The organism is Agreia sp. PsM10 (assembly GCF_030433855.1).
Taxonomy (GTDB): Bacteria; Actinomycetota; Actinomycetes; order Actinomycetales; family Microbacteriaceae; genus Agreia.
The window spans coordinates 13,209-35,473 of the sequence record NZ_JARUXC010000009.1 but is presented as its reverse complement, the minus strand read 5'-3'; the positions used below and the strand labels follow the sequence as shown (position 1 = coordinate 35,473).

The following is a 22,265-nucleotide window of genomic DNA, read 5'->3' as shown; positions in this document are numbered from 1 at the left end:
GCGCCTCTCAGGCCAGGATGTCGCGGACGAGGGGAACGACCTCGGTTCCGTAGAGCTCGACCGCACGCATCCGGTCGCTCATCGGGGTGGTGCCGGCCGAGTAGATGAGGTCGAATCGCCCGGCCCCCAGCGTAGCGATCGCGCTCGCCATGCGGCGCGCGACCGTCTCGGGCGAGCCCACGTACATCGAGCCGTGCGCGACCTCGTTCTCGAACTCGGCGCGGGTCACAGGCGGCCAGCCGCGCAGAGCCCCGATGCGGTCGCGCATCACCTTGTAGTGGGGAAAGAAGATCTCCTTGGCCTCGTCGTCGGTGCGGGCGATGAAGCCCGGCGAGTGCATGCCGATCGGATGCGCCGTGGTGCCGAACTGCTCGGCCGCGCGTCGGTAGAGATCGGCGTAGGGCGCGAAGCGCTCGGGGCTGCCGCCGATGATGGCGAGCATCAGGGGGAATCCGTACTGAGCGGTGCGCACGACCGACTGCGGCGAGCCGCCCACGCCGACCCAGGTCGAGAGATGCCCCGACTCGGTCTTGGGAAAGACGTCGGCGTCGTGCAGTGCGGCGCGGGTCGTGCCGCTCCAGCTCACGGGCCGCTCGGTGAGCAGGCGCGAGAACAGCTCGATCTTCTCTTCGAAGAGGGTGTCGTAGTCGTTCATGTCGTAGCCGAAGAGGGGAAACGACTCGGTGAACGAGCCGCGTCCCAGGATCACCTCGGCGCGCCCGTTCGAGAGGGCGTCGACGGTGGCGAAGCGCTGGAACACGCGAACAGGATCGTCGGAGCTCAGAACGGTGACACCCGAACTCAGTCGGATGCGCTCGGTCTGCGTAGCGATACCCGCCAGCACGGTCTCGGGACTCGAGATGGCGTACTCCGGCCGGTGGTGCTCGCCGACGGCGAAGACCTCGATGCCGAGCTGGTCGGCGAGCACCGCCTCGGCGACCACGTGCCGGATCGCCTGCGCGTGGGAGGCGAGTTCTCCCGTGTCCGTCTGCGGAATGTCTCCGAAGGTGTCGAGCCCGAATTCGATGTCAGCCATGATCGCGTCCTTTGATGATCTAATTGACATGTCAAATGAATGGAGCGTCGTGAATATTCCCGAGGACGAGGCCGAGCCCCGGGTCGTCGGTGGATCCGCCGGCCGGAGGTCGCCCACCCGCGACGAACTGCGGGTCTGGCGCACCTTCACCGAGACGACCGACCTCGTGAAGCGGCACATCGAGGTCGAGCTGCAGCAGGCATCCGGCGTCTCGTCGGGCGACTATGGGGTTCTGCTCGCCCTCTCGGAGCAGCCCGACCACCGGCTGCGCTCGTCACCGCTGGCCGAGCAGATCGGCTGGGAGCGCAGCCGCCTCTCGCACCACCTCGGGCGCATGGAGCGACGCGCGCTGATCGCGCGGGAGCGGGCATCCGACGACAGCCGCGGCGCCTGGGTCGTGCTCACCGACGAGGGTGCCCGCGTCTTCCGCCGCGCCTCGTCACCGCACCTCCACTCGGTGCAGAGGCTGTTCGTCAGCGCCCTGACGGCCGAGCAGCTCGCGGCCTTGGACGACGCGATGCGCGCGCTGGCCGCCCAACTCGAGGGGTCGCCGACGGTTCAACAGGACGAATCGACGACACTCCGTGTTTCGACCGACGACACACCGACCGCCTGACGAAACGACCTGTGATAGGTGAGGAACTAGCGACGACGACGTCCACGCCCGCGGCTCTGGCCCCGACCGGTCGACTTTCCTCCCCTGGCGTCGGCCGCCTGGCGCTTCTTCAGCTGCTTGGCCGCGATTGACAGGATGAATGGGAGAAGTCGAAGAAACACGGGGCATCCTTTGCGTGGAGTGGGCGAGCAGAATGCTCGGTCACCCTCGAGCGTGGTCGAGAAGACTGTTTTCTGCAGAAGGCTTGACTTCGCACCCCTCCTTCTCACAACCTGATCAGCTGAACGCGACTGCCCCGACCGTTCGACAGGACGAATCGACGACACTCCGTGTTTCGACCGACGACACACCGACCGCCTGACGAAACGTCCTGCAGTACGGTCAAGTTCTGGCGTTGCCTGTGAGTCCGGCCGCCCTCACACTCCCCGTCGCTACGGTGGTGGGAGGCCCACTGCGGCCGACGAAGTGAGGAAACACGATGGCACAGAACGACAAGAAGAACGACGCGTCGAAGAAGACGGCCGAGAAGCAGGCGAAGAAAGCCCTCGCCCGCGCTGAGAAGTCTGTTCAGGCCGCCCACGACGCAGTGCGCAAGTCGAGCAAGAAGCTGCGCAAGAAGGCCCTCGAACTCTCGAAAGAGACCGAGAAGCTCGCGGCGAAGCACGCCAAGGCGGCTCGCAAGCTGGAGTCGGCCTCCAAGAAGGCTGACGCCGAAGCCGCTGCGGCCCCGTCTGCCACTGCCCCGACCGAGACCCCCGAGGCCGGGGCTCAGCCCGGGACCGCTCCGCTGCCCACCGACGCGCCGCTGCCCCTCGATCAGCCGCTGCCGACCCCGCAGCCCTCCACGCCCACGCTCATCCATCTTCGCGAGCAGGCGAAGGCCCGCAAGATCGTGGGCTACACCCGTATGAACAAGGCGGATCTGACAGCTGCACTCGACTCGTCGCAGCCGTCGTGAAGGTCGTCGCGGTCTACAGCACCAAGGGAGGTGTGGGAAAGACCACGACCGCGGTGAACCTGGCCTGGGAGGCGGCGAAAGACTTCCGCGTGCTGCTCTGGGATCTCGACCCGCAAGGCGCGACCACCTTCCTGCTGCAGGTGAAGCCCAAGGTGAAGGGCGGGGTGGGGGCCCTCGTCGGGGGCAAGAACAAGGTGTCCGGCGCCATCCGTTCGACCGCGTACGCGAACCTCGACGTACTTCCGGCCGACGCCAGTTACCGCGATCTCGACCTCGTGTTCGATCAGGCCAAGAAGTCGGAGCAGCGCGTCGCGAAGATTCTCGGCCAGGTCGCCGACGACTACGACGTGGTCGTGCTCGACTGCCCGCCCGGCGCCTCGCTGGTGGCGGAGAATGCGATCTTCTCGGCCGATGCCGTCGTGCTTCCCCTGGTGCCGTCGCCCCTGTCGATGCGCTCGTTGCAGCAGGTGGCCGAGTTCGTCGCTTCGATCTCGAAGGCACCTGTCGTCGCGTTCCTCTCGATGGTCGACCGTCGCAAGACTGTGCATCGCGAGGCGGTCGAGCAGCTGCCCTCCGCCCACAAGTCGGTCACCGACGTGGTCGTGCCCGCCACCGTGCAGGTCGAACGGATGGGCACGGAGCGCGCACCCATCGGAAGCTTCTCGCCCACGACCGAGGCGGCTCGCGCATACGGTTCGCTCTGGGCGCGGGTGCAGGCCGTCGTCAAAGCCAAGGCGCGCAAGCACAAGCGCTGACAGCGGTCAGTCGCGCACTCCGAACAGTCCGTCTCCGTGCTTCATGAGCACGTCGTAGGCGTCGGCGTAGTTGTCGGGCAGGGGCGCGTCCGGCTCGTACTTCGCGAGCAGGATTCCGATGAGCCCCAGCGCCGGCGGGGTCAGCGGGCGGGTGCGATCCTTATCCTTGTCGGCGCGCGGGTTCGCCTCGGGGTTCGGCGGAACGTAGGCCGGCGTGACCGTCGGCCAGAGCGCGGGCTGCCGCGGCTTCGTGAGATTCACCGCGTTGAAGATCGGGGTGGCGGATGCGTCGCGCTCGGTGAGCGGGTCGAGTCCGTGGAGCTCGGCGAGGGTCTTCGCGAGCGACCCGTGGTGCATCTCGTCGTTGATCACCGTGCCGGCCTTCGTGTACGCCGACACCACGATCGTGGGAACACGCAGCCCGAGCCGGTCGAAGGCGAAGCCCATCTCGCCCGGACCCTCGTTCTTCACCGGAGGCACGGCGGTCGGCGGCGCGACGTGGTCGTAGAGCCCGCCGTGCTCGTCGAACGTCACGAGCAGCACCGTGTTCATCGCGTTCGACCCGGTGGCCGAGGCGCCGTTCTTGACCGCCGTGTAGACCTCGCCGAGCAGCTGCTCCCCCGCCCGCATGTCGGAGAAGGCAGACGCCATCTCGGGCGTCTGCGGGTCTGTGCTGTCTTTCGAACGGCGCACCACGGGCGGGTGCATGTCGTTGTGGTCGAAGACCATGCGCGGCTCGACGAAGGCGTAGTCGGGCAGGTTGCCCTTCGCGGCGTCGTCATGGAACTGCTCCATGCTGCGGAAGTTGCTCTTCCAGTACTTCTCGATCGACGGCGCGCTCAGCAGCCCGGTCAGCGAGACCACCTGCTGGGCGTCGTAGTACACGCGCCACGACTTGCCCGCCTCCTCGAGCCGGGTGAACACGGTCGGCACGGCCGGCGCATCCAGCCATTTGCCGATGCCCGCGCTCTCGGCGTTCGTGACGTAGCCGTGCGATGTGCTCGCGTGAAAGAACGAGCGGTTGCAGAACGTCTGCGACGGCACCGCCGCGTGCCAATGGTCGTAGACCCCGAAGTTCTTCGCCAGGGTCGAGAGCACGGGCAGCATCGTGGGCGAGAAGCCGCCCATCACCACCGCGTACTCCTCGGGGGTGGGCTTGCGTCCGCGCGAGAGCGTGGAGTTGACGATGTAGTCCTTCACGAAGCCGTTGTTGAGCGGCTTCGACGTGTCCTTCGGCAGGTTCCACGGCTCCTTGAGCGGGTTCCTGAGGTCGGAGTTGCTCTCGGGGTCGATCGTGCCGAAGAGCTGCGTGTTCACGTGCGGATAGAACTCGCCCGGGTCGGGATCGGGCTGAGCCATGATCTGGTCGGTCGGCCCGCTGTACACGTGGGCGGGCACGGCCTCGCCCGACTCGCCCGGGTTGCTGTACGAACCCTGGTGCAGGCCGTCGAAGGTCTGCCCGGCGGGCTCCTGTCCCGACTCGTAGAGCCAGCCCAGCATGTGGTCGAACGAGCGGTTCTCGAACATCACCACGACCACATGGTCGAAGCCCGGCTCGCTGCGAACGGGCAGCGGCGTGAAGCCGAGGTCGTCGGCATCGGCCTCAGACGATCGGATGCCGGCGGTCACGCCGCCGACGGCGGCTCCACCCACCGCAAGACCCGCGACCCCGATGCCGGCCGTGCGCAGAAAGTTGCGACGCGATGCGCCGCGATCGGTCAATCCGTCGTTGTTCTTCTTGTCGTCGGCCATGGCGCGACCCCCTCCCGATCCCGCCAGATTACAGCGATCTGGCGGGATGGCCTCGATACGCCGGCTCGTTCCTCGCGCGACTACTCGACCGGCGCGTCCACTGCGCTGGTCGAGTAGGCCGCCCGCGGCCGTATCGAGACCACCGCCGGCTAGAAGGCAGCTATTCCGTCTCTGTTGATGAAGGTGCCCGTCGGCCCCGCGCCGCCGCGGGTGGCGAGCTCCACGATCGCGTCCGTGCCCTCGGTCACGGTCTGCGGGCCGCTGTTGTTGTTGAAATCGGTGGCCGTGTAGCCGGGGTCGGCCGCGTTGATGCGGATCTCGGGGTAGGCCTTCGCGTACTGCACCGTGAGCATCGTGACCGCCGACTTCGACGACTGGTAGATCGGCGCGATGATGGTCGATTCGATGTGGTCCGGGCTGAGCACCGACGCGAACGAGCCCATTCCGCTCGAGACGTTCACGATGGTCGCCTCGTCGGAGCGGCGCAGCACGGGCAGGAACGCGCGGGTCATGCGCACGATGCTCACGACGTTGGTCTCGAAAACGCGGGTCGCGTCGTCGGGGGCCAGTTCCTCGGCGGGCACGTAGGGCTGCGAGATGCCGGCGTTGTTCACGAGCACGTCGATTCCTCCCGCCGCAACGATGGTGTCGACGGCGGCGGCGACCGACTCGTCGCTCGTCACGTCGATCGGAATGAACCGGCCGCCCAGCTCGTCGGCGGCCGTGCGGCCGCGGGTCTCGTCGCGTGCGCCCATCCACACGGTGTGGCCGGCCTCTATGAGTCGGCGGGCCGTCTCGTAGCCGAGGCCCTTGTTGGCCCCGGTGATCAGTGTTGTTGTCATGTCGAGAAGTCTGCGCCGACCGCGCACCCCTGTCGTGGCCCGTCTCAGCGTACGGACGCGCAGTACCACCCAGCCCGGGCAACCCGCTGTCACACTGAGTGAATGCAGGATGCGCACGGCGATCTCGGGTCTCTCCTTCGTGCGTGGCGCGACCGGCTCTCGCCCCTCGACGTCGGCTTCCCCGCCGGCGACTCCCGCCGCGCAGCTGGCCTGCGGCGCGAGGAGCTCGCCTCGCTCGCCGGGCTCAGCGTCGACTACATCGTGCGTCTCGAGCAGGGCCGGGCGCGCAGGCCATCGGAGCAGGTGGCCTCGTCTCTGGCCAGAGCCCTTCAACTCACCGATGCGGAGCGCGACCACCTCTTCGTTCTGGCGGGCCTCCTCCCTCCCTCCCCGCATCAGGTGCCCGCGCACATCCCTCCGGGAGTGCAGCGGCTCGTGGCCCGGCTCGGCGAGATTCCCGTCGCCGTCTTCACCGCATCGTGGGACCTGCTGAGCTGGAGCCCGCTGTGGACCGCGCTCCTGGGCGAGCCGGTGCGACCCGCGTCGGGCCGCCCGAATCTGCTTCGCGCGCACTTCGGCAACCTCATGCTCGGCGACGGCGGCGGCAGAATCGTGAGCCGTTCCGGCAGCGTGGATGCCTTCGGCTCGTCTCTCGTCGCCGACCTGCGTCGGGTGGCGGGCCGGTACCCCGAAGACCGCGGGGTGCGGGCTCTCATCGCCGAACTGCTCTCCACGAGCGAGGAGTTCCGGGTGCTGTGGGAGAGCGGGATCGTGGGCGAGCACGAGTCCGAGAGCAAGGTCGTGAGCAACGAGCTGGTGGGCGACATCGCACTCGACTGCGATGTCTTCAGTGTCGCCGGAACCGATCTGCGCATCGTCGCCTACACCGCACCGGCGGCGTCGGAGGCCGCGGCCAAGCTCGACTTCCTGCGCGTGACGATGGCCGCCGCCCTTCACTAGCGTGCCGCGCCGCATCCGCTCCCCCTGGGGCCATCCGCGTCCGGTCGTCAGACAGCGGATGCGCCGGGCGGGCGCGGTTACGCCGGCCGCAGCGCGGAGAGTGGGGCCGTGGGCAGGGCGGTCCAGCCCTCGCGGCGCGCGCGGGCGAGCTGCTCGGGCGCCGGGGCGTCGTAGTGGCCGAGCGCCGCACTTCGCGAAGCGAGGGCCGCGATCACGGCGTCGAACGCGTCGCCCGACCGCACCATGAGGTCGGCGAAACCCTGCAGGTCGAGCCACGGGGCGGCATCCACAATCTGCGCCAGCAGCAGCTCGCGCGCCGGCGCGCCCACCCGGTACCCGGTGGTGTCGAACCCCCACAGCCTGAGGCTCGCACCGGGATAGATCTCGACCACGACGCCGGCGCCCGAGCGATCGACCTCGATGCCCCTGGCCTGGATGCGGCCGAGCAGACCTGCACACCGCATCGCGGTGAGGCCGAGCCGGTCGGTCGATACGCTGAGCGGCCAACGGCCCGTCTTGACACGCACGTGGCGATCGGTCTCGCGGTAGGCGAGGGTGCGGCGCCAGTCCATGCCTCCGTCGACCTCGAGCCCGTCGACGGATTCGTGGTCGGAGTGGGCGACGACGAAGCTCACGAACTCGTCGGGCCAGCCGAAGGCACAGTCGATGCCGAGCTTGTCGACCGTGGTGGCCGCCTCGGCGATCAGCGCGTCGCCGACCCCGAGCCGAAGCTCCGCGAGCGTGGCCCTGGCGCCCGACCAGTCGATCACCGCGAGCGCGGTTCCCTTGTTCTCGGCGGCGAGATCGACCCCGGCGGTGCGCATCCGTCCAGCGTAGTCGCGCACACGGAACGGCTCCTGAGTGGGGACTTCTCCCCATTCTCGATGAGCAGACCGATCGATAGCGTGGAACCATGACAACCGGATCCTCTTACGAATCCCTGCCACCCCGGACTCCCGGCCACCCCGATCCGGTCGGGCAGCAACCGTATCCGCCGGAGGGCTACTCGCAGCCCCTCGCGACTCCCACTACGGGAGCCCTGCCCTACGGACTCGGCTTCCTCGCCTACATCCCCATCCCCTACCTGAGCCTGCTGGTCGCCGGAATCGTGATGGCGGCGGTGTACCCCTCGCAGAAGACGAAGGGCGAGCTCGCCGCCGAGAACGCGCGCCATGCCGCGAACTGGGGCCTCAGCCTCATCGCGTACATCGTGATCGACTTTCTCTTCTTCGCGATCATGCTCGCGACCCGCGGCGACGACAGCACGGGGTTCTTCCCCATCGGCATTCCTGTCGTGCTCTTCTTCGCCCTCGGCATCGCCCACCTCGTGGTGATCATCATGGGGCTCGTCGCGGCGAACAAGCGCACAGTACTGCCCAACCGCATCGCGATCCCCTTCATTCGCTAGGGCAGCAGGGCGCCGCCCGCGACCAGCAGCCGATACCACTCCGGCCTGGTCAGCTCGATCTCCGAGCCGGCGGCTGCCTCGCGCACCCGCGAGCCCTTCGTCGTTCCGAGCACGAGCTGAATGCGGGCCGGATGCCGGGTGATCCACGCGGCGGCGATGGCGGTGGGTGTCACCCCGTAGACGGCCGCGAGGTCGTCGAGCACGTCGTTCAACTCGGGGTAGTTCTCGCGGTCTCCGATGAAGACCCCGCCGGTGCCGCCCGACTGGAACGGCGACCACGCCTGCACGGTGATGTCGTTGAGGCGGCAGTAGTCGAGAACGCCGTTGTGCCGATCGACAGACTGCTCGGAATGCGCCATGTTCATGGCGAGCCCCGACGTGATCGAGGGCGCGTGGGTGACGCTCAGCTGCAGCTGGTTCACCACGAGCGGCTGCGCGACCGACTTCTTCAGCAGCTCGATCTGCCCGGGCGTGTGGTTCGAGACGCCGAAGTGCCGCACTTTGCCCTCGGCGTGCAGTTGCTCGAATGCGGCGGCCACCTCGTCGGGCTCGACGAGCGCGTCGGGGCGGTGCAGCAGCAGAAGGTCGAGGTAGTCGGTCTTGAGCGCCGTCAGCGATCCGTTCACCGAGTCGAGGATGTGCTCGGAGGAGAAGTCGAAGTAGCCCGGCCGGATGCCGCACTTGGTCTGAAGCACCATCTGCTCGCGCTCGGCCGACGTGTAGTTCAGCGCGTCGGCGAACAGGCTTTCGCACACGTGCTCGGGGCTTCCGCCCGAGCCGTAGATGTCTGCGTGGTCGAAGAAGGTGATGCCCTCGGCTCGGGCGTCGCCCACGAGCGTGCGAATCTCAGATGCCGACAGCTCGGGAATGCGCATCAGCCCCAGGATGTGCTGGGAGACGGTCAGATCGGTTGTTCCGAGGGGCACGTATTTCATGCTCCGCAGGCTATCGCGCCGCACCGACGGCCGGGTGGGGCACGGGTCAGATGTTGTCGGGCTCCGCCGGAGTCGGCGTCGGGGTCGGCGTCTCCGTCGGCGTGGGGGTGGGTGTCGGCGTCTCCGATACCGACGGGGTCGGAGTGGCCGTACCGATGTAGTCGGTGTCCTGAGCCTCGCCCGTGCATCCGGCGAGCAGGAGCAGGGCGGCGGTCGCGACGAGAGAGTGAGCGATGAACTTCTTCATTCCGCCAATCTACGAAGAACCAACAGATCGCGGCCGACCCATAGATATACGAGCCATGCGATGGTAGCCGACCCGGCGCATCCGACCGGCGCACCTGTCGGCCCCCGACCATCGTTCGGATGCGAGGCGTATCGTCGAGTCAGACCATTCGATCCACCCGAGGAGCCCCATGACGAAACAGCTCGACACGCCCGCCTCGAAGGGCCGCACCGCAGCCCGCATCGCGCTCGGAGCGATTCTGGTGTTCGCCGGCACCAGCCATCTCACCTTCGCCCGCGACGATTTTCGCGCGCAGGTCCCCGAGTTCGTTCCCCTGAAGGAGGACACGACCGTTCTGTTGAGCGGTGTGGCCGAGATCACGCTCGGCGCGGCGCTGCTCTTCGCTCCGCGCTCGCAGCGCGAGCGGGTCGGCGGCCTGGCCGCGGCCTTCTTCACCGCGATCTTCCCCGGCAACATCGCGCAGGCGATCCACCATAGGGATGCGTTCGGTCTCGATTCCGACGCCAAGCGCGTCGGCCGCCTGTTCGGCCAGCCCCTGCTGATCGCGTGGGCATGGTGGTCGACGCGCACGGCCAAGTAGGACTTCTTCCCTACTCGGCAGGCTTCGCCGAGGCATGCCGCCTACCCGACGCGCTCCCCGCGGTCAACGCCACCCCGCACATCCATCGCGACGGCCTACCGTGAGGGAATGCCCTCCGCTCGCGCCCTGACCAGCGGCATCCGTGTATTCGCCGGCGACACGTACGCGAGCGACGCAGTGGCGGCATCCGGAGCGCGGCCGGCAGTCGTGCTCGTGCACGGCATCGGCACCTCGCACCGCTACTTCTCCCGCCTTCATCGAGAGTTCGAGATCGACGGCCCGGTCTATTCGCTCGACCTGCCCGGATTCGGCGGCACGCTCAAGCCGAGCTTCTCGCCGACCGTGCGCGAGGTGGCCCTGCTGCTGGCACGCTCGCTCGACGAGCTCGCACTGCGCGACGTCGTGCTCGTCGGTCACTCGATGGGCGCGCAGTGGGTGGTCGAACTCGCACTCCTCCGGCCCGACCTCGCATCTCACGTCGTGGTCATCGGACCGGTATCCGACTCGAAGCACCGCTCGCTGCTCGCGCAGTCCCGAGCGCTGGCTGTCGACATCCTGGGCGAGCCGCCGCGGACCAATGCCGTGGTCTTTCTCGACTATCTGCGCTGCGGTCCCGCCTATTTTCTCGCGCAGTCGACACCCATGCTCAGCTATCCGATCGACGAGCGGGTCGCGTCGCTCACCCGGCCGCTGCTGGTGCTGCGCGGCGGCAATGACCCGATCGCGAGCGAAGACTGGTGCCGTCGGCTCGTCGCGCGAGCGCCGATCGGATGCCTCGTGACGGTTCCCCGCAACAGGCACGTCGTGCAGTTCACGGCTCCCCGAGCCGTGGCGGGCGCTCTCCGCAGCTTCGTAGCGGGAAGGCTCGCGTCATCGACGTCCGCCGCAGATGGACCACGATCATGAGGACGCTGAGTATCGCCGGATGGTGGGCACGGGACTACGCCTACGCTCTCTACTGGCAAGCGCGGGCGATCCTCGGCAGAACCGATCCCGCGTCGTTCCGGTCGGGCACCGCGAAACCCATCGTGGTGATCCCCGGCGTGTACGAGACCTGGCGTTTTATGCAGCCGATGATCCGCGCGATGCATGACCGTGGGCATCCGGTGTACGTGGTCGACGCGCTCAACTGGAACAACCGCCCCGTCGTCGAGGCCGCAGACCTCGTTTCGTCATTTCTGGCCACCCACGACCTGCACGGCGTCGTCCTCGTCTCGCACAGCAAAGGCGGGCTCATCGGCAAATATGCGATGACGGCGGGTCGGGAGGCCGCGCGGATCGAGTCGATGCTCGCCGTCGCCGCACCCTTCGGCGGATCGTCGTACGCGCGGTTCATGGTGCTGCCGAGCCTGCGGATCTTCTCGCCCACGAATGCCACGATCGTGGCGCTGGCGCACGACGAGTCGGTGAACGCCCGCATCGTGTCGGTGTACGGAGAGTTCGACCCGCATGTTCCCGCGGGCAGCGAACTGGTCGGCGCCAAGAACGTGCGGCTCGACACGGGCGGGCACTTCCGCGTGTTGGCGCACCCGCGCGTGATGGCGGAGCTGGCCGCCCTCGCGGAGTAGCGAGTCAGTCCATGCCCTCGAGGCGTTCACGCAGTCCGGCCACGATCTGCGCCTCGCTGTCGTAGTAGGCGAGGCCCCAGTCGGCCACCATCGCGGCGTAGCGAACGCGATGCTCGTCGCCGAGCATGTCTCGCACACCCTGCAGGTCGGCCCGGCGCGCGGCCAGGTCATCCAGGTGCGTCTCGAGCATGGAGCCCAGCTGATCGGGCGTCGACAGCCGGCCCATGAGCAGGCGCAGCGCCACCGGGTGCTTGAGAATGGGGAATCCGACCTCGCCGTGGAAGAGCCAGGTCTGCAGCTGCTCCTCGCCGAGTTCGGTCACGCGGTAGCGGGCCGGGCCGTCGGAGGGGGCCGTCTCGACGAACTCGGCCTCGGAGAGCTTGCGCAGCTCGGTGTAGATCTGGCTCATCGCCGGACTCACCCAGTAGTAGCGAAGAGTGAAGTCGGCGCGCTGCTTGAGTTCGTAGCCCGTCATTCCCTCGGGATTCTCGCGATCGAAGACGAGCAGCCCCAGCAGGGCGTACGCCGTGGGCGACAGAGCGGGGTTCACCATGGATGCAACCTTAGATTCCCGACACGGCCATTCCTACTAGGAACAATCGGCTCAGTGAGGAACAGCCGGGTCGATTCAGGCACGCACTCGTGCGAGCTGCGCCGCCTGATGCCGGTGACCGATCGTCTCATAGCCGACGACCACGACGTAGGGGCTGAGCGTGACCAGCATGAGGCAGATGCCGATCGATGCACCCGCCGCCGCCGCGATGACACCTCCGGCCAGAAACGCCGCACTGATGGCGACCAGGAGGATGTGGAGCGGATCGAGTGAACGCATCAGCCAGGCGTAGAGAGCGAACGAGGTGATCATGAACACGAAGACCGGAATGGCGACGGAGAGCACGGTGCCGACGATGCCGATCTCCGTATGGTGTTCGATCAGGTATTCCACGAGGTGCAGCCCGGTGCCTGTTGCCGTGATCGACGCGAAGATCAGCACGTGGCCGTAGCCCCAGACGAACGCGCGTGACCTGAATCTCTGCAGAACAGCGCCGGCATCGAGGATGAAGTAGGTCCACCAGAGTCCGAACGCCAGGCCGACCCCCGTGATGACGAGGATGGCGGTCTCGCCGTTCCACCCCGACTCCTCGATCACTGCGGTCGCTGCCGTCACCGTTCCGAAGATCACCTCACCCAGCGTGATGATCGCCAGCAGCCCGTAGCGCTCCGCGATGTGGTGCGCGTGCCATGGTGTGGAGCCCACCCCCGACCGCACACCCTTGCCCTCGGCGAAGACGGGCGCCGCCATCTCGGCCGCGAACAGCGCCAGCGAGATCGGAATGGCCACGGCGATCGGAATCTGCAGGATGGCGACGACCACCCATCCGATCTGTATCAGAGCGATGTTCTTCGCGTAGGAGAGCGCGACGACCTTTCGGCCCGGATCCTGCGCGGCGGCGCGGAGCCACTGCAGCACGAGCGCAACGCGCATGATCACGTAGCCCAGCACGACGATGGTGTTGTCGAGGTGGTGCCCCTCGTCCAAGGAATGAAACAGCGCGGGCAGTCCGAGCGCGAGCACGATGACGCCGATCATCTGCACCATGGTCAGCACCCGGAACAACCAGTCGTCGGTGTCGTAGGCCGACGCGAACCACGAGAAGTTGATCCACGCCCACGAGATCGCGAACAGAGCGAAGCCGAATCCGAGCAGCGCGGGACCGATGTGTCCTTCGGAGAGCAGGTGGGCCGTCTGCGAGCTGGCAACACCGAAGGCCACGACGAAGGTCAGATCGAAGAGCAGCTCGAGCGGAGTCGCCGCGCGGTGGACCTGCTGCGGATCCCGACCGGTCATGCGGCGGAGGCTGTGTGCGAAATGCGGGAGGGACGTCACGAGGACATCATGCCGCGCGCATCGCATCGCGTGCATTAACTGTCGATTCCTGTTTACAATCTTCCTACTAGGAATAACGTCGAAGCCGACCCCTCAGGAGAGCCGCATGGCCGAACTCGCGATCGAGACACATGCGCTCGTGAAGACATTCAGGAAGACCATCGCAGTCGACGGCATCGACCTGGCGATCCCCCGCGGTGGTGTGCACGGCTTCCTCGGTCCCAACGGGGCGGGCAAGACCACGACCATCCGCATGCTGGCCACCCTCACCAAACCGGATTCGGGCACCGCCCGCGTTCTGGGACGCGACGTCGTGACAGAGGCCAACGAGGTGCGTCGCCGAGTGAGCCTGACCGGACAGTTCGCGTCGGTCGATGAAGACCTCACCGGCGCCGAGAACCTGCGCCTCATCGGCCGCCTCTTCGGCTACACCGGCACCCGCGCTACACGCCGGGCAGACGAACTGCTCAGCGCGTTCGGGCTGTCGGATGCGCGGGACAAGCAGGTCAAGAAGTACTCCGGCGGCATGCGTCGCCGCATCGACATCGCCGCGAGCATCGTCGTCACCCCCGAGCTCCTGTTCCTCGACGAGCCGACGACCGGCCTCGATCCGCGCAGCCGCAACGAAGTGTGGGACATCATCCGGGCCATGGTGTCGTCGGGCACCACGGTGCTGCTCACCACGCAGTACCTCGACGAGGCCGACCAGCTCGCCGATCGCATCAGCGTGATCGACACAGGTCGAGTCATCGCCGAGGGCACCTCGAGCGAGCTCAAGGCCAGGGTCGGCAACGGCGCATTGCACGTGCGCGTGATGCACCCGGCCGACCGGCCACGGGCATCCGCTGTTCTCGCGCGGGTGTTGCGTGTCGAGATCCGAGACGAGGTCGATCCGGCCGCCGTCAGCGCGACCGTCGCCGATCCGGCCATCGTCACCGCCGCGCTCACGGCGCTGGCCGACGAGAACATCGAGCTGGCCCAGTTCTCGCTCGGCCAGCCATCGCTCGACGAGGTCTTCCTTGCGCTGACCGGGCACACATCCGAATCGCAGACAGACGAGGAGGCCGCAGCATGACGCGTCTCGACAAGCTCGACGAACGAACTGATGTCGTACCCGCGAGCGCGGAGTCGCTCGCGGCGGCAATGCGCGCGGCCCTGGCCGACGTGGAACGACCGAATCCGCCCGGGCCGCTCTCGACTTCGCTCACCTTCGGCTGGCGGGCGCTGCTCAAGATCAAGCACGTGCCCGAGCAGCTGTTCGACGTCACCGTGTTCCCCGTCATGTTCACCCTGCTGTTCACATTCCTGTTCGGCGGCGCGATCGCCGGAAGCGTGGGCGGATACCTGCAGTACGTGCTGCCCGGTCTGCTCGTGCAGGGCGTCATCATGATCACGATGTACACGGGGTCGACCCTGCGCACCGATATCGACAGGGGCGTCTTCGACCGCTTCCGCTCGCTGCCCATCTGGCGCCCCTCCGCACTCGTCGGAATGCTGCTCGGCGACGCCGTGCGTTACACGATCTCGGCTGCCGTCACGATCTCACTCGGACTCGCGCTGGGCTACCGACCCGAGGGAGGAGTCGCCGGCGTGCTGATGGCCGTGCTGCTGATCCTGGTCTTCGCCTTCAGCTTCAGCTGGCTCTGGACCTTCTTCGCTCTCGTCCTCCGCACCCCTGGCGCCGTGATGGGGGTGAGCATGCTCGTCATCACGCCCCTCACCTTCGCGAGCAACATCTTCATCGAGCCGTCGACGCTTCCGACCTGGCTGCAGGCGTTCGTCGAGGTCAACCCCGTGTCGCACCTGGTCACGACCGTGCGCGACTTCATGGGCGGCACGGATGCGTCGGGCGAGTTGAGCATCACGCTCCTGTGGTGCGCGGGGCTGGTCGCCGTGTTCGGCCCGCTCACCATGATCCGCTACAGAACGGCAGGATAAGCAGATGCCCCTCGAATCCAATCCCGTGACGACGATGTTCGAGAACTACACCTCCCGGGTGCTCTCCAAAGACGTGGAGGGCTTTCTCGAGCTCTATGCGCACGACACCCTCGTCTTCGATGCGTGGGGCATGTGGGAGTTCGCCGGCGTCGACGCGTGGCGACCGATGGTGACGATGTGGTTCGAGAGCCTGGGCGACAAGCTCTGCGAGGCGCGATTCACCGAGGTCGTGGCAACGGTGCGCGACGACGTGGCCTTCGCCCACGCTGCGGTGCGATACGCCGAGGTCACGGCCGATGGCGAGCAGGTCGACTCGATGATGAACCGCATCACGGTCACGCTGGAGAAGCGAGACGGCGAGTGGAAGATCACGCACGAGCACACCTCGATGCCTCTCGACATGCAGAGCGCGAAGGGCATCTTCGACGCCTACGAGAAGCGCGACGCCGGCTGACTCGAGATGCGATCCGAGCTCGTCAAGGGCTGGATGCGCACGCGCCGACGTCGTTAGCCTGATGCCTCGTCAACCATTAGGAGCACCATGAACACCTCTTCACTCATCAACCAGGTCAACGAGTCCCTCGCCACCCTCGGAGCGGGGCCGTTCATGACCGACAGCTCGAAGGACACCGAGACCGGAGCAGTGGTCACCGGCCGCCTCGACGGACGCGTTCTGCGCATCGAGTTCGTCGAAGAGGGCAGCGGAGACGGCCCGGAGAAGGGCCACACGGTCGAGGTCATCGACGACACCACGGGGGAGAACCTCGGTAAGGGACGCGGAGACTCCACCTTCGCCGACGCCATCTCGTCGCACAGCTGGGCCGGCACAGTCGAGGCACTGAAGCAGCTCGGCTAGTCTCCGAATCCGTTCAACAGGATGGATTGAGGCGACCACGGCGTTTCGCGCTGGCGCAGACGGCGTGTCGCCCATCCATCCTGTTGAACGGTCTGGCCGGCCTCAGCCCTTCGGGCCTCCGCGCATCTCGAGCGCGATCTGCGACGCGTCGAGGATCCGCAGTGCGTAGGCCAAGACGTCGGCGTCGAAGGTGCCGTGGTCCCGGGCCTCGAGCAGCGCCGCTCTCTGCGCCGCGATCACACTCAGCTCATGCTCTTTCGCCGAGATGAACCCCTGCACCGTCGGCTCGACGGGCGGAGCGGGCGGCACGGCATCCGCGCTCGTTCTCATGAGCTGCATGAGGCGGGATCGCTCGGCATTCGACTTCTCGTCGACCGCGGCCTGATCTACCAGAGGCGAGATCGCGCGCAGCAACGGTCCGATCGTGCCGCCCTGCACGAGCAGGGACATGACAGCCACCGCGAACGCGATGAGCACGAGCACCGACCGTTGCGGGGTGTCGTCGGGCAGAGTCTGCGCCGCGGCCACCGTGACGGCCCCGCGCATGCCCGCCCACACGACGGCCGTGCCATCCCGCCACCCGAGCGGCGCGTTGCGGAAGTACGTGATGTCTGCGAGCGACTGCACGATGCGGCGGCCCAGCCGCTCGATCTGGTTGTCGGATGCCCGGCGACGTCGCCCGTTCGCCTCGCCGAACATCTGCTCGGCCCCCTCGGGGGTGCTCATCTTCTCGCGCATCTCGAGCAGCCTGTCCTGCATCTTCGCGTTGCGGTTGCGCAGGGTCGAGAGCCACCACAGCAGCGGAGCCACGTAGGCCGCGCGCACGACGATCGTCAGCACCAGGGCGCCGGCCGCGATGAGAACCGCAGGCCCGACTCCGGCGTGATCGCGCTCGACGTTGGCCACGATCGACGAGACCTGGACCCCCATCGTCAAGAAGACGGCACCCTCGAGCACGAGCTCGACCGTGCGCCAGTTCTGAGAGTCCGACAACCGGTTCTGCGCCGAGAGATACCGCGGGGCCCGGATGCCCGTGACGAGTCCGGCCACCACGGCCGCCACCAGGCCGGATGCGCTCAGCAGCTCGGCGGGCACGGCCGCGGCGAACGGCACGATGAACGAGATGACGGTGTTCACCGTGGGATCGGTGACCCGCTTGCGCACCACCAGGTTGCCCCAGCCGACCAGAACGCCGATGATGATGGCGATCACCACGGAGTACGCGAAGGTGCCTGCCGCAGCCCAGAACGAGAACGACGCAGCGGTTGCCACGATAGCGGTGCGCAGCAGCACCAGCGCGGTCGCGTCGTTGAGCAGGCTCTCGCCCTCGAGCATCGCCACGACCCGCTTCGATACCGAGGTCTGCTTGACGATCGACGTGGCCACCGCGTCGGTCGGGCTGACAATGGCCCCGAGCGCCACGCCCCACGCGAAGCCGAGGTCGGGAATCACGAGCATGAAGAACACGCCCAGAACGAGCGAGCTCGCGATCACCAAGGCGACGGACAGGCCGCTGATCGCGCCGAACTCGCGCCGGAAGTTCATGGCCGGCATCGACACCGCCGATGAGTAGAGCAGGGGTGGAAGCACCCCGGCCAGGATCCACTCGGGTTCGATCTCGATCGTGTCGAAGAGGGGAAGGAAGCTGGCGCCGACGCCGATCGCGACGAGGATCAGCGGCGACGCGATACCGAGCCGCGGGCCCAGCAGGGTCGACGCCGCGATCACCGCGAACGCGGCCACCAGAACGACGAGAAGTTCAGTCACGAGTCCAGACTGGCATGGACGACGTGCTGCAACTCAGGAAGGACCAGCTAGTGCGGCGGTTTTCGATCGCGGCGGCTCGGTTTTTCCTGCGTTGCGGCGTGCTGCGGAAGGCTAGTCGCGGCCGAAGAGGCCCCCGAGCCCACCCAGTCCGGGGATCTCGAAGTTCGAGCCCAGCTCGGTGAGGTGGTCGCCGATTCCGCTCGCGTAGTCGCCCGCGCCGGAGGCCACGTCTCCGAGGCCGCCCTCGAGCCCGTCGAGCCCCTCGATCCCTCCGAGAGCCTCGAAGTCGACGCCCATGCCCGATGCCTGCTCGAGCAGAGGGCCGGCGACGCTGCTGAGCACCGCTCCCCCGGCGACGGCAGCGAGAAGCCCGCCCGCGACAGCACCGACGCCCACTCCCGCCACGGCGCCGGCGGCCCCGGCGACTCCGGGCTTCGCGAAGAGCCCGCGCAGGAATCCGGGCTTGTGCGCCTCTCCGCGCACGGCCGAACGCGCCAGATCATCGGGCGACGACGACGCCGGCTGCTCGCCGACGGGAAGCTCGTCGCGCAGTCGCGACTCGACCTGCTGCCGCTGCGCCGGCGTGAGCCGCGCGAATGCGTCACGGTGCACCTGCTCGAGCTGCTCGGGCATCGCGGTCTTCAGCAGGTAGTCGTAGCGGGCGATCGCGGCCCGGTCCTCGGGGCTCGCGGCGGCCTGTCCGGCCACCGCGTCCTGAACCGGCGCCCCCGTGGGCGTGCCGTAGACGGGCACGTCGTGCACCGGCGCATCCTGAACCCGAGACGGTGCCGGATGCGTGGCCGCGCCCGTCGCGCTCGGCCGGGGTGTCGAGGGGGTCGGGCGGGCATCGCCCGTGACCTTATCTGCGGCGGTGCGCACGAGGTCGCGCCAGTCGGTGCCACCCGACCGCGACGAGGTGGACTGCCCTGACGAATCGAGTGCCTTCGACGCCATCTTCATCAATCGCTGGAGGGTGCTCATCTCGGGCCTTTCATTCGAACGGTCAGGGTCGTCCAGCATGCCGCATGGCTCTGGGCAGAACCCCTGAGCAGCCTGATGAAACGCCGGTCAGAGCGTGTCGCCGACCGGCCTCGCAGGCTCACGATTGGCACCGAGTCACATAAGCTCTGGACTTATTTCACGCGGATATTAGTTCTGTGCTGATATCTGCGGAGGTCACGAAGACCCATGTGCATTGAGTCCGATGAGGAGGCCCACCGCAGCTACGAGTGCCCAACTCGTGAAACTACCGACCAGAAAGTACTCCGCTTTGGAGCCTTCCGTGTCTTTCGAGATCTCAGGAAACCGAATGATGCCCTTGGCCGCCACGACCGCTGCCATCACGCCGAATTGACCGACCAGAACGAGGACCAGAAGGAATAGACGCTCGATCGGCCCGATGAACCGCCCGCCTCTGAGTTTGACGACATCATCAGCGGGGTCCTGCTGAAGCGCCGGGAGTCGTCGCTTCCAGCCGAACATGCCGAATGGGTGCGAAGGCGTCTCGGCCACCACCGGGGGATCGTTGCTCGGGTGTGATTCTTCTGCACGGGGTGCCGCCTGTTCCGCACGCAACGCGAGCCGAACGATGACGTTCGACGTTTCGATGAGAAACAACGCGCCGCCGACGACCAACGCAAACGTCGTAAAAGAAACACTCGCTGCTGCACTGTATGGGAGTTCGTCATACCAGTCGACGAGCGCACCACTCGGCTCGGGAATGGATGACCCGGCTGCGACGACTGTGATCGTGACGGCCACGAGACCCGACACCGCGACGAGACTTGCGAAATTCGATCGAACACGGGCCGACGTCGCGAAACGCCACAGGACGATAGCCGCCGTTACGGAGCACGCCCACCACCAGTCGATCCCAGCGGCGGTCGCCATGACACCACCGACGCCGACAGCGATGGCTATCGAACAGATCGTTGCCAGGGCGGCGATTCGAACGGCGACGAAGTCGGCTGCGCCCAGCCCGAACAGAAGAAAAGCGAGCAGGATCACAGCACTCTCGCCAGCAGGAGAGACTCGCTCGCCGCGAGAGCATTCGCTCCGCTTTTAGCCAGGCTCTGCGACACCGCAGACTGGGTGATGCCCTCGTCTTCGGCAAGTCGAGCTTGCGTTCCTCCCAAGAGATGGCCGCGGAATAGACGACACGCTCGGGCGCTCATCGAACCGATGATGTGATCACGCGATAGCAGGTAGGCGTTCACAAGGCTCTCTTCACCAAGAATCCCGGAATCGCGGGTCTCTGCGTCTGTCGCACGAAACCAGGTACGAACAAAGCCGAGCTTCGAGTATTCGTGCTTTCTCGCTTCATTTACTGCCTCTCTCGCGCGCCACCATGCCGACCCATCCTGCACCGCACCTACGACACCCTCTCCGACCGCGCGCATTTCGCCCGAGCCCAGGCCGAATCGGCACTCGATCCCCACCGGCAGGAACAACTGAGTCAGCATCGTCGCGCGAAGGGCCCGACCCAGGTCGGAATAGACCGCCTGGAACTCATCGCCCACCGTGGGTTCGATCAGCTGCTCGCCGGGTTCAATATCGTTGATCTCAGCGAACACCCGTTGGAGCTCCCGTTGAAGAGCGCGGCGATCCGGATGCTCACGCGATCGCGAGACATCGATGATCACGGCGATAGACGATGCGAAAAAACTCACACTATTAGCTTATCGCTAATATTCGCCAAATATAAGTAATGAACTTATTCCGCGTGTGGCACCCGCGGCCACCAGCACCGCACGTCGTCGGCGTAGCGCACGAAGTCGTCGCCGAAACGGGCCTCGAGGTCGGCCTCCTCACTCGGCCTCACGGCGTAGTTCCACAGCAGCGACCCCACGATGGCGTAGGCGACGACCAGCCACGACGACAGGATCAGCCCCGCGGCGACACCCTGCAGGACGCCGGCGACGGCCATCGGGTTGCGCACCCATCGGTATGGACCCGCGATGACCAGACGGTTGGGCATGGCCGAGGGCAGCGGGGTGCCGTGCCCGCGCGTGGACATGACGAAGGCCGACGACAGCCCGAGGGCACTCGCGAGTACGAGCACGACGACGCCGGCGGGCGGCACGAATCCGGCGAACCCGAATCCGACGCCCCAGCGCCTCTCGAGGAACGCGATGATCACGGGAAGCACGACCAGGAACAGACCCCAGAACACGACGATCTGGCCACCGGTCGCCGCCGCATATGCACCCCGTCGCGAGTGGTCCTCCGCCGCGCGGAAGGCGAATGGGCCGCGCACGATCCACTCCGTCGGCACCCGGCCGGTCGTCTGCAGGAGCACGCCGACGATGGATGCGGCGGCGGCAGCGGCCATGATCAGAACACCCCAGCCGGCCTCGGTCGTGACCGTGGCGTAGACCGCGAGTGCGGCGGCGACCACGACAGTCCAGCCCGCGGCAACGATGGCGGCGGCGCGGATGCCGAAGGCCGCCAGGGCGGACGCGACGACGAAGAGCGGGATGTCGAACACTGCCACCACGATCGGGTCAAGACGACCGAGGGTCGCCTCCCGAACGAACGGCACCGTGAAGACGGCGATCCACCAGGCCGCTCCGGCGATCGCCTGAACCGCGAAGTACGCGCGTCCCAGAAGCATGCTGCTCACCTTATCCGCCACACGCGCAGGACTCGGGGCGGGGTGGGAGAACGGAGAGGGGCGGGCACTCGGCCCGCCCCTCTCCTGGCGTTCTGCTGTTCGTGCGACGACGATCAGACGGTCAGTGTCTTGTGCTCGTCGGCGGCCTGCGCGGCCTTGACCTCGACCTTGCGCGGCTTCGCCCTCTCGCTCACCGGGATGATCACGGAGAGGACTCCATTGTCGTAGCTCGCGGAGATCTTTTCGGAATCGACTCCGTCACCCAGGCTGAACTGGCGCAGGTAGTCGCCATTCGGTCGTTCGCGGGTGAGCCACTTGACCCCGTCGTGCGCGGCGGCCGTGCGCTGCGCGCGGATGGTCAGCAGCTGCCCGTCGACATCGACATCGACGGAACCCGGATCGACACCGGGGAGGTCGGCGCTCAGCACGTACTGGTCGCCGTCTCGGTACAGATCGACGGGCATGAACTTCGGTCCCGGGCGGAAGTGCAGCAGGTCACCGGTGAGCCGGTCGAGCTCGCTGAAAGGATCAAAAGACATTGCCATG

26 protein-coding genes are annotated in these 22,265 nt (G+C 67.1%); 12 read left to right on the top strand and 14 right to left on the bottom strand.

Annotated features, from left to right (window positions below):
* Positions 1-7: 7 nt before the first annotated feature.
* Positions 8-1,036: an LLM class flavin-dependent oxidoreductase gene (locus QCD70_RS12345; protein ID WP_301216636.1), complete on the bottom strand. Its 1,029-nt coding sequence runs from the start codon at positions 1,034-1,036 to the stop codon at positions 8-10.
* Positions 1,037-1,085: 49 nt separating this feature from the next.
* On the opposite strand from QCD70_RS12345, the gene QCD70_RS12340 reads away from it, so the two are divergent.
* From QCD70_RS12340 to QCD70_RS12330, 3 genes are all read left to right on the top strand, one after another.
* A complete protein-coding gene (locus QCD70_RS12340) occupies positions 1,086-1,652 on the top strand; it encodes a MarR family winged helix-turn-helix transcriptional regulator (RefSeq protein ID WP_301216634.1) in 567 nt (188 codons plus the stop codon).
* Between the two features lie 478 nt (positions 1,653-2,130).
* Positions 2,131-2,610, top strand: a complete 480-nt coding sequence (locus tag QCD70_RS12335; protein WP_301216632.1) for a hypothetical protein — start codon at positions 2,131-2,133, stop codon at positions 2,608-2,610.
* The gene (locus tag QCD70_RS12330; protein WP_301216630.1) at positions 2,607-3,365 is read left to right on the top strand and encodes a ParA family protein; all 759 of its coding nucleotides are present in this window, start codon (positions 2,607-2,609) and stop codon (positions 3,363-3,365) included. The genes QCD70_RS12335 and QCD70_RS12330 overlap by 4 nt, the downstream gene beginning before the upstream one ends.
* A gap of 6 nt (positions 3,366-3,371) precedes the next feature.
* Here the strand turns inward: QCD70_RS12330 and QCD70_RS12325 are convergent, their stop codons facing one another.
* Positions 3,372-5,117: an alkaline phosphatase family protein gene (locus QCD70_RS12325; protein WP_301216628.1), complete on the bottom strand. Its 1,746-nt coding sequence runs from the start codon at positions 5,115-5,117 to the stop codon at positions 3,372-3,374.
* Between the two features lie 149 nt (positions 5,118-5,266).
* Entirely contained in the window at positions 5,267-5,959 is a 693-nt protein-coding gene (locus QCD70_RS12320; RefSeq protein ID WP_301216626.1) for an SDR family NAD(P)-dependent oxidoreductase, read from the bottom strand.
* A gap of 102 nt (positions 5,960-6,061) precedes the next feature.
* Between QCD70_RS12320 and QCD70_RS12315 the strand changes: the two genes are divergently transcribed.
* Complete coding sequence (locus QCD70_RS12315; RefSeq protein WP_301216624.1) at positions 6,062-6,919, top strand: helix-turn-helix transcriptional regulator; 858 nt, start codon at positions 6,062-6,064, stop codon at positions 6,917-6,919.
* A 77-nt stretch (positions 6,920-6,996) separates the two neighbouring features.
* On the opposite strand, the gene QCD70_RS12310 is transcribed toward QCD70_RS12315, so the two are convergent.
* A complete protein-coding gene (locus tag QCD70_RS12310) occupies positions 6,997-7,743 on the bottom strand; it encodes a DUF429 domain-containing protein (protein ID WP_301216623.1) in 747 nt (248 codons plus the stop codon).
* 89 nt (positions 7,744-7,832) lie between these two features.
* Between QCD70_RS12310 and QCD70_RS12305 the strand changes: the two genes are divergently transcribed.
* A complete protein-coding gene (locus QCD70_RS12305) occupies positions 7,833-8,327 on the top strand; it encodes a DUF4870 domain-containing protein (protein ID WP_301216621.1) in 495 nt (164 codons plus the stop codon).
* Here QCD70_RS12305 and QCD70_RS12300 read toward each other — a convergent pair.
* Positions 8,324-9,262 (bottom strand): aldo/keto reductase, encoded by a 939-nt coding sequence (locus QCD70_RS12300; protein WP_301216619.1) that lies wholly within the window; start codon positions 9,260-9,262, stop codon positions 8,324-8,326. The genes QCD70_RS12305 and QCD70_RS12300 overlap by 4 nt on opposite strands.
* Before the next feature lie 46 nt (positions 9,263-9,308).
* Positions 9,309-9,509 (bottom strand): hypothetical protein, encoded by a 201-nt coding sequence (locus tag QCD70_RS12295; protein WP_055946071.1) that lies wholly within the window; start codon positions 9,507-9,509, stop codon positions 9,309-9,311.
* 169 nt (positions 9,510-9,678) lie between these two features.
* Here QCD70_RS12295 and QCD70_RS12290 point away from each other — a divergent pair, with 169 nt between their 5' ends.
* From QCD70_RS12290 to QCD70_RS12280, 3 genes are all read left to right on the top strand, one after another.
* Entirely contained in the window at positions 9,679-10,089 is a 411-nt protein-coding gene (locus QCD70_RS12290; protein WP_301216615.1) for a DoxX family protein, read from the top strand.
* A 108-nt stretch (positions 10,090-10,197) separates the two neighbouring features.
* Entirely contained in the window at positions 10,198-10,995 is a 798-nt protein-coding gene (locus QCD70_RS12285) for an alpha/beta fold hydrolase (protein WP_301216612.1), read from the top strand.
* The gene (locus tag QCD70_RS12280) at positions 10,992-11,657 is read left to right on the top strand and encodes an esterase/lipase family protein (RefSeq protein WP_301216610.1); all 666 of its coding nucleotides are present in this window, start codon (positions 10,992-10,994) and stop codon (positions 11,655-11,657) included. The genes QCD70_RS12285 and QCD70_RS12280 overlap by 4 nt, the downstream gene beginning before the upstream one ends.
* Before the next feature lie 4 nt (positions 11,658-11,661).
* On the opposite strand, the gene QCD70_RS12275 is transcribed toward QCD70_RS12280, so the two are convergent.
* The gene (locus QCD70_RS12275; RefSeq protein WP_301216608.1) at positions 11,662-12,210 is read right to left on the bottom strand and encodes a helix-turn-helix transcriptional regulator; all 549 of its coding nucleotides are present in this window, start codon (positions 12,208-12,210) and stop codon (positions 11,662-11,664) included.
* Positions 12,211-12,285: 75 nt separating this feature from the next.
* On the bottom strand, positions 12,286-13,506 hold the full coding sequence (locus tag QCD70_RS12270; protein ID WP_301216606.1) for a low temperature requirement protein A: 1,221 nt from the start codon (positions 13,504-13,506) through the stop codon (positions 12,286-12,288).
* Positions 13,507-13,651: 145 nt separating this feature from the next.
* On the opposite strand from QCD70_RS12270, the gene QCD70_RS12265 reads away from it, so the two are divergent.
* The 4 genes from QCD70_RS12265 (at position 13,652) to QCD70_RS12250 (ending at position 16,339) form a co-directional block, all read left to right on the top strand.
* Complete coding sequence (locus QCD70_RS12265) at positions 13,652-14,620, top strand: ATP-binding cassette domain-containing protein (RefSeq protein WP_301216604.1); 969 nt, start codon at positions 13,652-13,654, stop codon at positions 14,618-14,620.
* Complete coding sequence (locus tag QCD70_RS12260; protein WP_301216603.1) at positions 14,617-15,483, top strand: ABC transporter permease; 867 nt, start codon at positions 14,617-14,619, stop codon at positions 15,481-15,483. Before QCD70_RS12265 ends, QCD70_RS12260 begins: the two co-directional genes overlap by 4 nt.
* 4 nt (positions 15,484-15,487) lie before the next feature.
* Entirely contained in the window at positions 15,488-15,937 is a 450-nt protein-coding gene (locus QCD70_RS12255; RefSeq protein ID WP_301216601.1) for a YybH family protein, read from the top strand.
* A gap of 87 nt (positions 15,938-16,024) precedes the next feature.
* Positions 16,025-16,339 carry a hypothetical protein gene (locus tag QCD70_RS12250; RefSeq protein WP_301216599.1) on the top strand — a complete coding sequence of 105 codons (315 nt, stop codon included), beginning with the start codon at positions 16,025-16,027 and terminating at the stop codon, positions 16,337-16,339.
* 102 nt (positions 16,340-16,441) lie between these two features.
* Here QCD70_RS12250 and QCD70_RS12245 read toward each other — a convergent pair whose 3' ends face one another.
* From QCD70_RS12245 to QCD70_RS12220, 6 genes are all read right to left on the bottom strand, one after another.
* Positions 16,442-18,106 (bottom strand): cation:proton antiporter, encoded by a 1,665-nt coding sequence (locus QCD70_RS12245; RefSeq protein ID WP_301216597.1) that lies wholly within the window; start codon positions 18,104-18,106, stop codon positions 16,442-16,444.
* A 111-nt stretch (positions 18,107-18,217) separates the two neighbouring features.
* Complete coding sequence (locus QCD70_RS12240; protein ID WP_301216595.1) at positions 18,218-19,087, bottom strand: hypothetical protein; 870 nt, start codon at positions 19,085-19,087, stop codon at positions 18,218-18,220.
* A 195-nt stretch (positions 19,088-19,282) separates the two neighbouring features.
* Positions 19,283-20,113 (bottom strand): hypothetical protein, encoded by an 831-nt coding sequence (locus QCD70_RS12235; RefSeq protein ID WP_301216594.1) that lies wholly within the window; start codon positions 20,111-20,113, stop codon positions 19,283-19,285.
* Positions 20,110-20,748 carry a SatD family protein gene (locus tag QCD70_RS12230; RefSeq protein WP_301216593.1) on the bottom strand — a complete coding sequence of 213 codons (639 nt, stop codon included), beginning with the start codon at positions 20,746-20,748 and terminating at the stop codon, positions 20,110-20,112. The genes QCD70_RS12235 and QCD70_RS12230 overlap by 4 nt, the downstream gene beginning before the upstream one ends.
* Before the next feature lie 71 nt (positions 20,749-20,819).
* Positions 20,820-21,719, bottom strand: coding sequence for a methyltransferase family protein (locus tag QCD70_RS12225; RefSeq protein WP_301216591.1), 900 nt, complete (start codon positions 21,717-21,719; stop codon positions 20,820-20,822).
* Between the two features lie 113 nt (positions 21,720-21,832).
* A complete protein-coding gene (locus QCD70_RS12220; RefSeq protein ID WP_301216589.1) occupies positions 21,833-22,264 on the bottom strand; it encodes an Hsp20/alpha crystallin family protein in 432 nt (143 codons plus the stop codon).
* Position 22,265: the final 1 nt, after the last annotated feature.

Coding starts and splice junctions, on each gene's coding strand:
- QCD70_RS12345 (WP_301216636.1), bottom strand. CDS start 1,036: ATGGCTGACATCGAATTCGGGCTCGACACCTTCGGAGACATTCCGCAG.
- QCD70_RS12335 (WP_301216632.1), top strand. CDS start 2,131: ATGGCACAGAACGACAAGAAGAACGACGCGTCGAAGAAGACGGCCGAG.
- QCD70_RS12325 (WP_301216628.1), bottom strand. CDS start 5,117: ATGGCCGACGACAAGAAGAACAACGACGGATTGACCGATCGCGGCGCA.
- QCD70_RS12320 (WP_301216626.1), bottom strand. CDS start 5,959: ATGACAACAACACTGATCACCGGGGCCAACAAGGGCCTCGGCTACGAG.
- QCD70_RS12315 (WP_301216624.1), top strand. CDS start 6,062: ATGCAGGATGCGCACGGCGATCTCGGGTCTCTCCTTCGTGCGTGGCGC.
- QCD70_RS12310 (WP_301216623.1), bottom strand. CDS start 7,743: ATGCGCACCGCCGGGGTCGATCTCGCCGCCGAGAACAAGGGAACCGCG.
- QCD70_RS12305 (WP_301216621.1), top strand. CDS start 7,833: ATGACAACCGGATCCTCTTACGAATCCCTGCCACCCCGGACTCCCGGC.
- QCD70_RS12300 (WP_301216619.1), bottom strand. CDS start 9,262: ATGAAATACGTGCCCCTCGGAACAACCGATCTGACCGTCTCCCAGCAC.
- QCD70_RS12295 (WP_055946071.1), bottom strand. CDS start 9,509: ATGAAGAAGTTCATCGCTCACTCTCTCGTCGCGACCGCCGCCCTGCTC.
- QCD70_RS12290 (WP_301216615.1), top strand. CDS start 9,679: ATGACGAAACAGCTCGACACGCCCGCCTCGAAGGGCCGCACCGCAGCC.
- QCD70_RS12285 (WP_301216612.1), top strand. CDS start 10,198: ATGCCCTCCGCTCGCGCCCTGACCAGCGGCATCCGTGTATTCGCCGGC.
- QCD70_RS12280 (WP_301216610.1), top strand. CDS start 10,992: ATGAGGACGCTGAGTATCGCCGGATGGTGGGCACGGGACTACGCCTAC.
- QCD70_RS12275 (WP_301216608.1), bottom strand. CDS start 12,210: ATGGTGAACCCCGCTCTGTCGCCCACGGCGTACGCCCTGCTGGGGCTG.
- QCD70_RS12270 (WP_301216606.1), bottom strand. CDS start 13,506: ATGACCGGTCGGGATCCGCAGCAGGTCCACCGCGCGGCGACTCCGCTC.
- QCD70_RS12265 (WP_301216604.1), top strand. CDS start 13,652: ATGGCCGAACTCGCGATCGAGACACATGCGCTCGTGAAGACATTCAGG.
- QCD70_RS12260 (WP_301216603.1), top strand. CDS start 14,617: ATGACGCGTCTCGACAAGCTCGACGAACGAACTGATGTCGTACCCGCG.
- QCD70_RS12255 (WP_301216601.1), top strand. CDS start 15,488: ATGCCCCTCGAATCCAATCCCGTGACGACGATGTTCGAGAACTACACC.
- QCD70_RS12250 (WP_301216599.1), top strand. CDS start 16,025: ATGAACACCTCTTCACTCATCAACCAGGTCAACGAGTCCCTCGCCACC.
- QCD70_RS12240 (WP_301216595.1), bottom strand. CDS start 19,087: ATGAGCACCCTCCAGCGATTGATGAAGATGGCGTCGAAGGCACTCGAT.
- QCD70_RS12225 (WP_301216591.1), bottom strand. CDS start 21,719: ATGCTTCTGGGACGCGCGTACTTCGCGGTTCAGGCGATCGCCGGAGCG.
- QCD70_RS12220 (WP_301216589.1), bottom strand. CDS start 22,264: ATGGCAATGTCTTTTGATCCTTTCAGCGAGCTCGACCGGCTCACCGGT.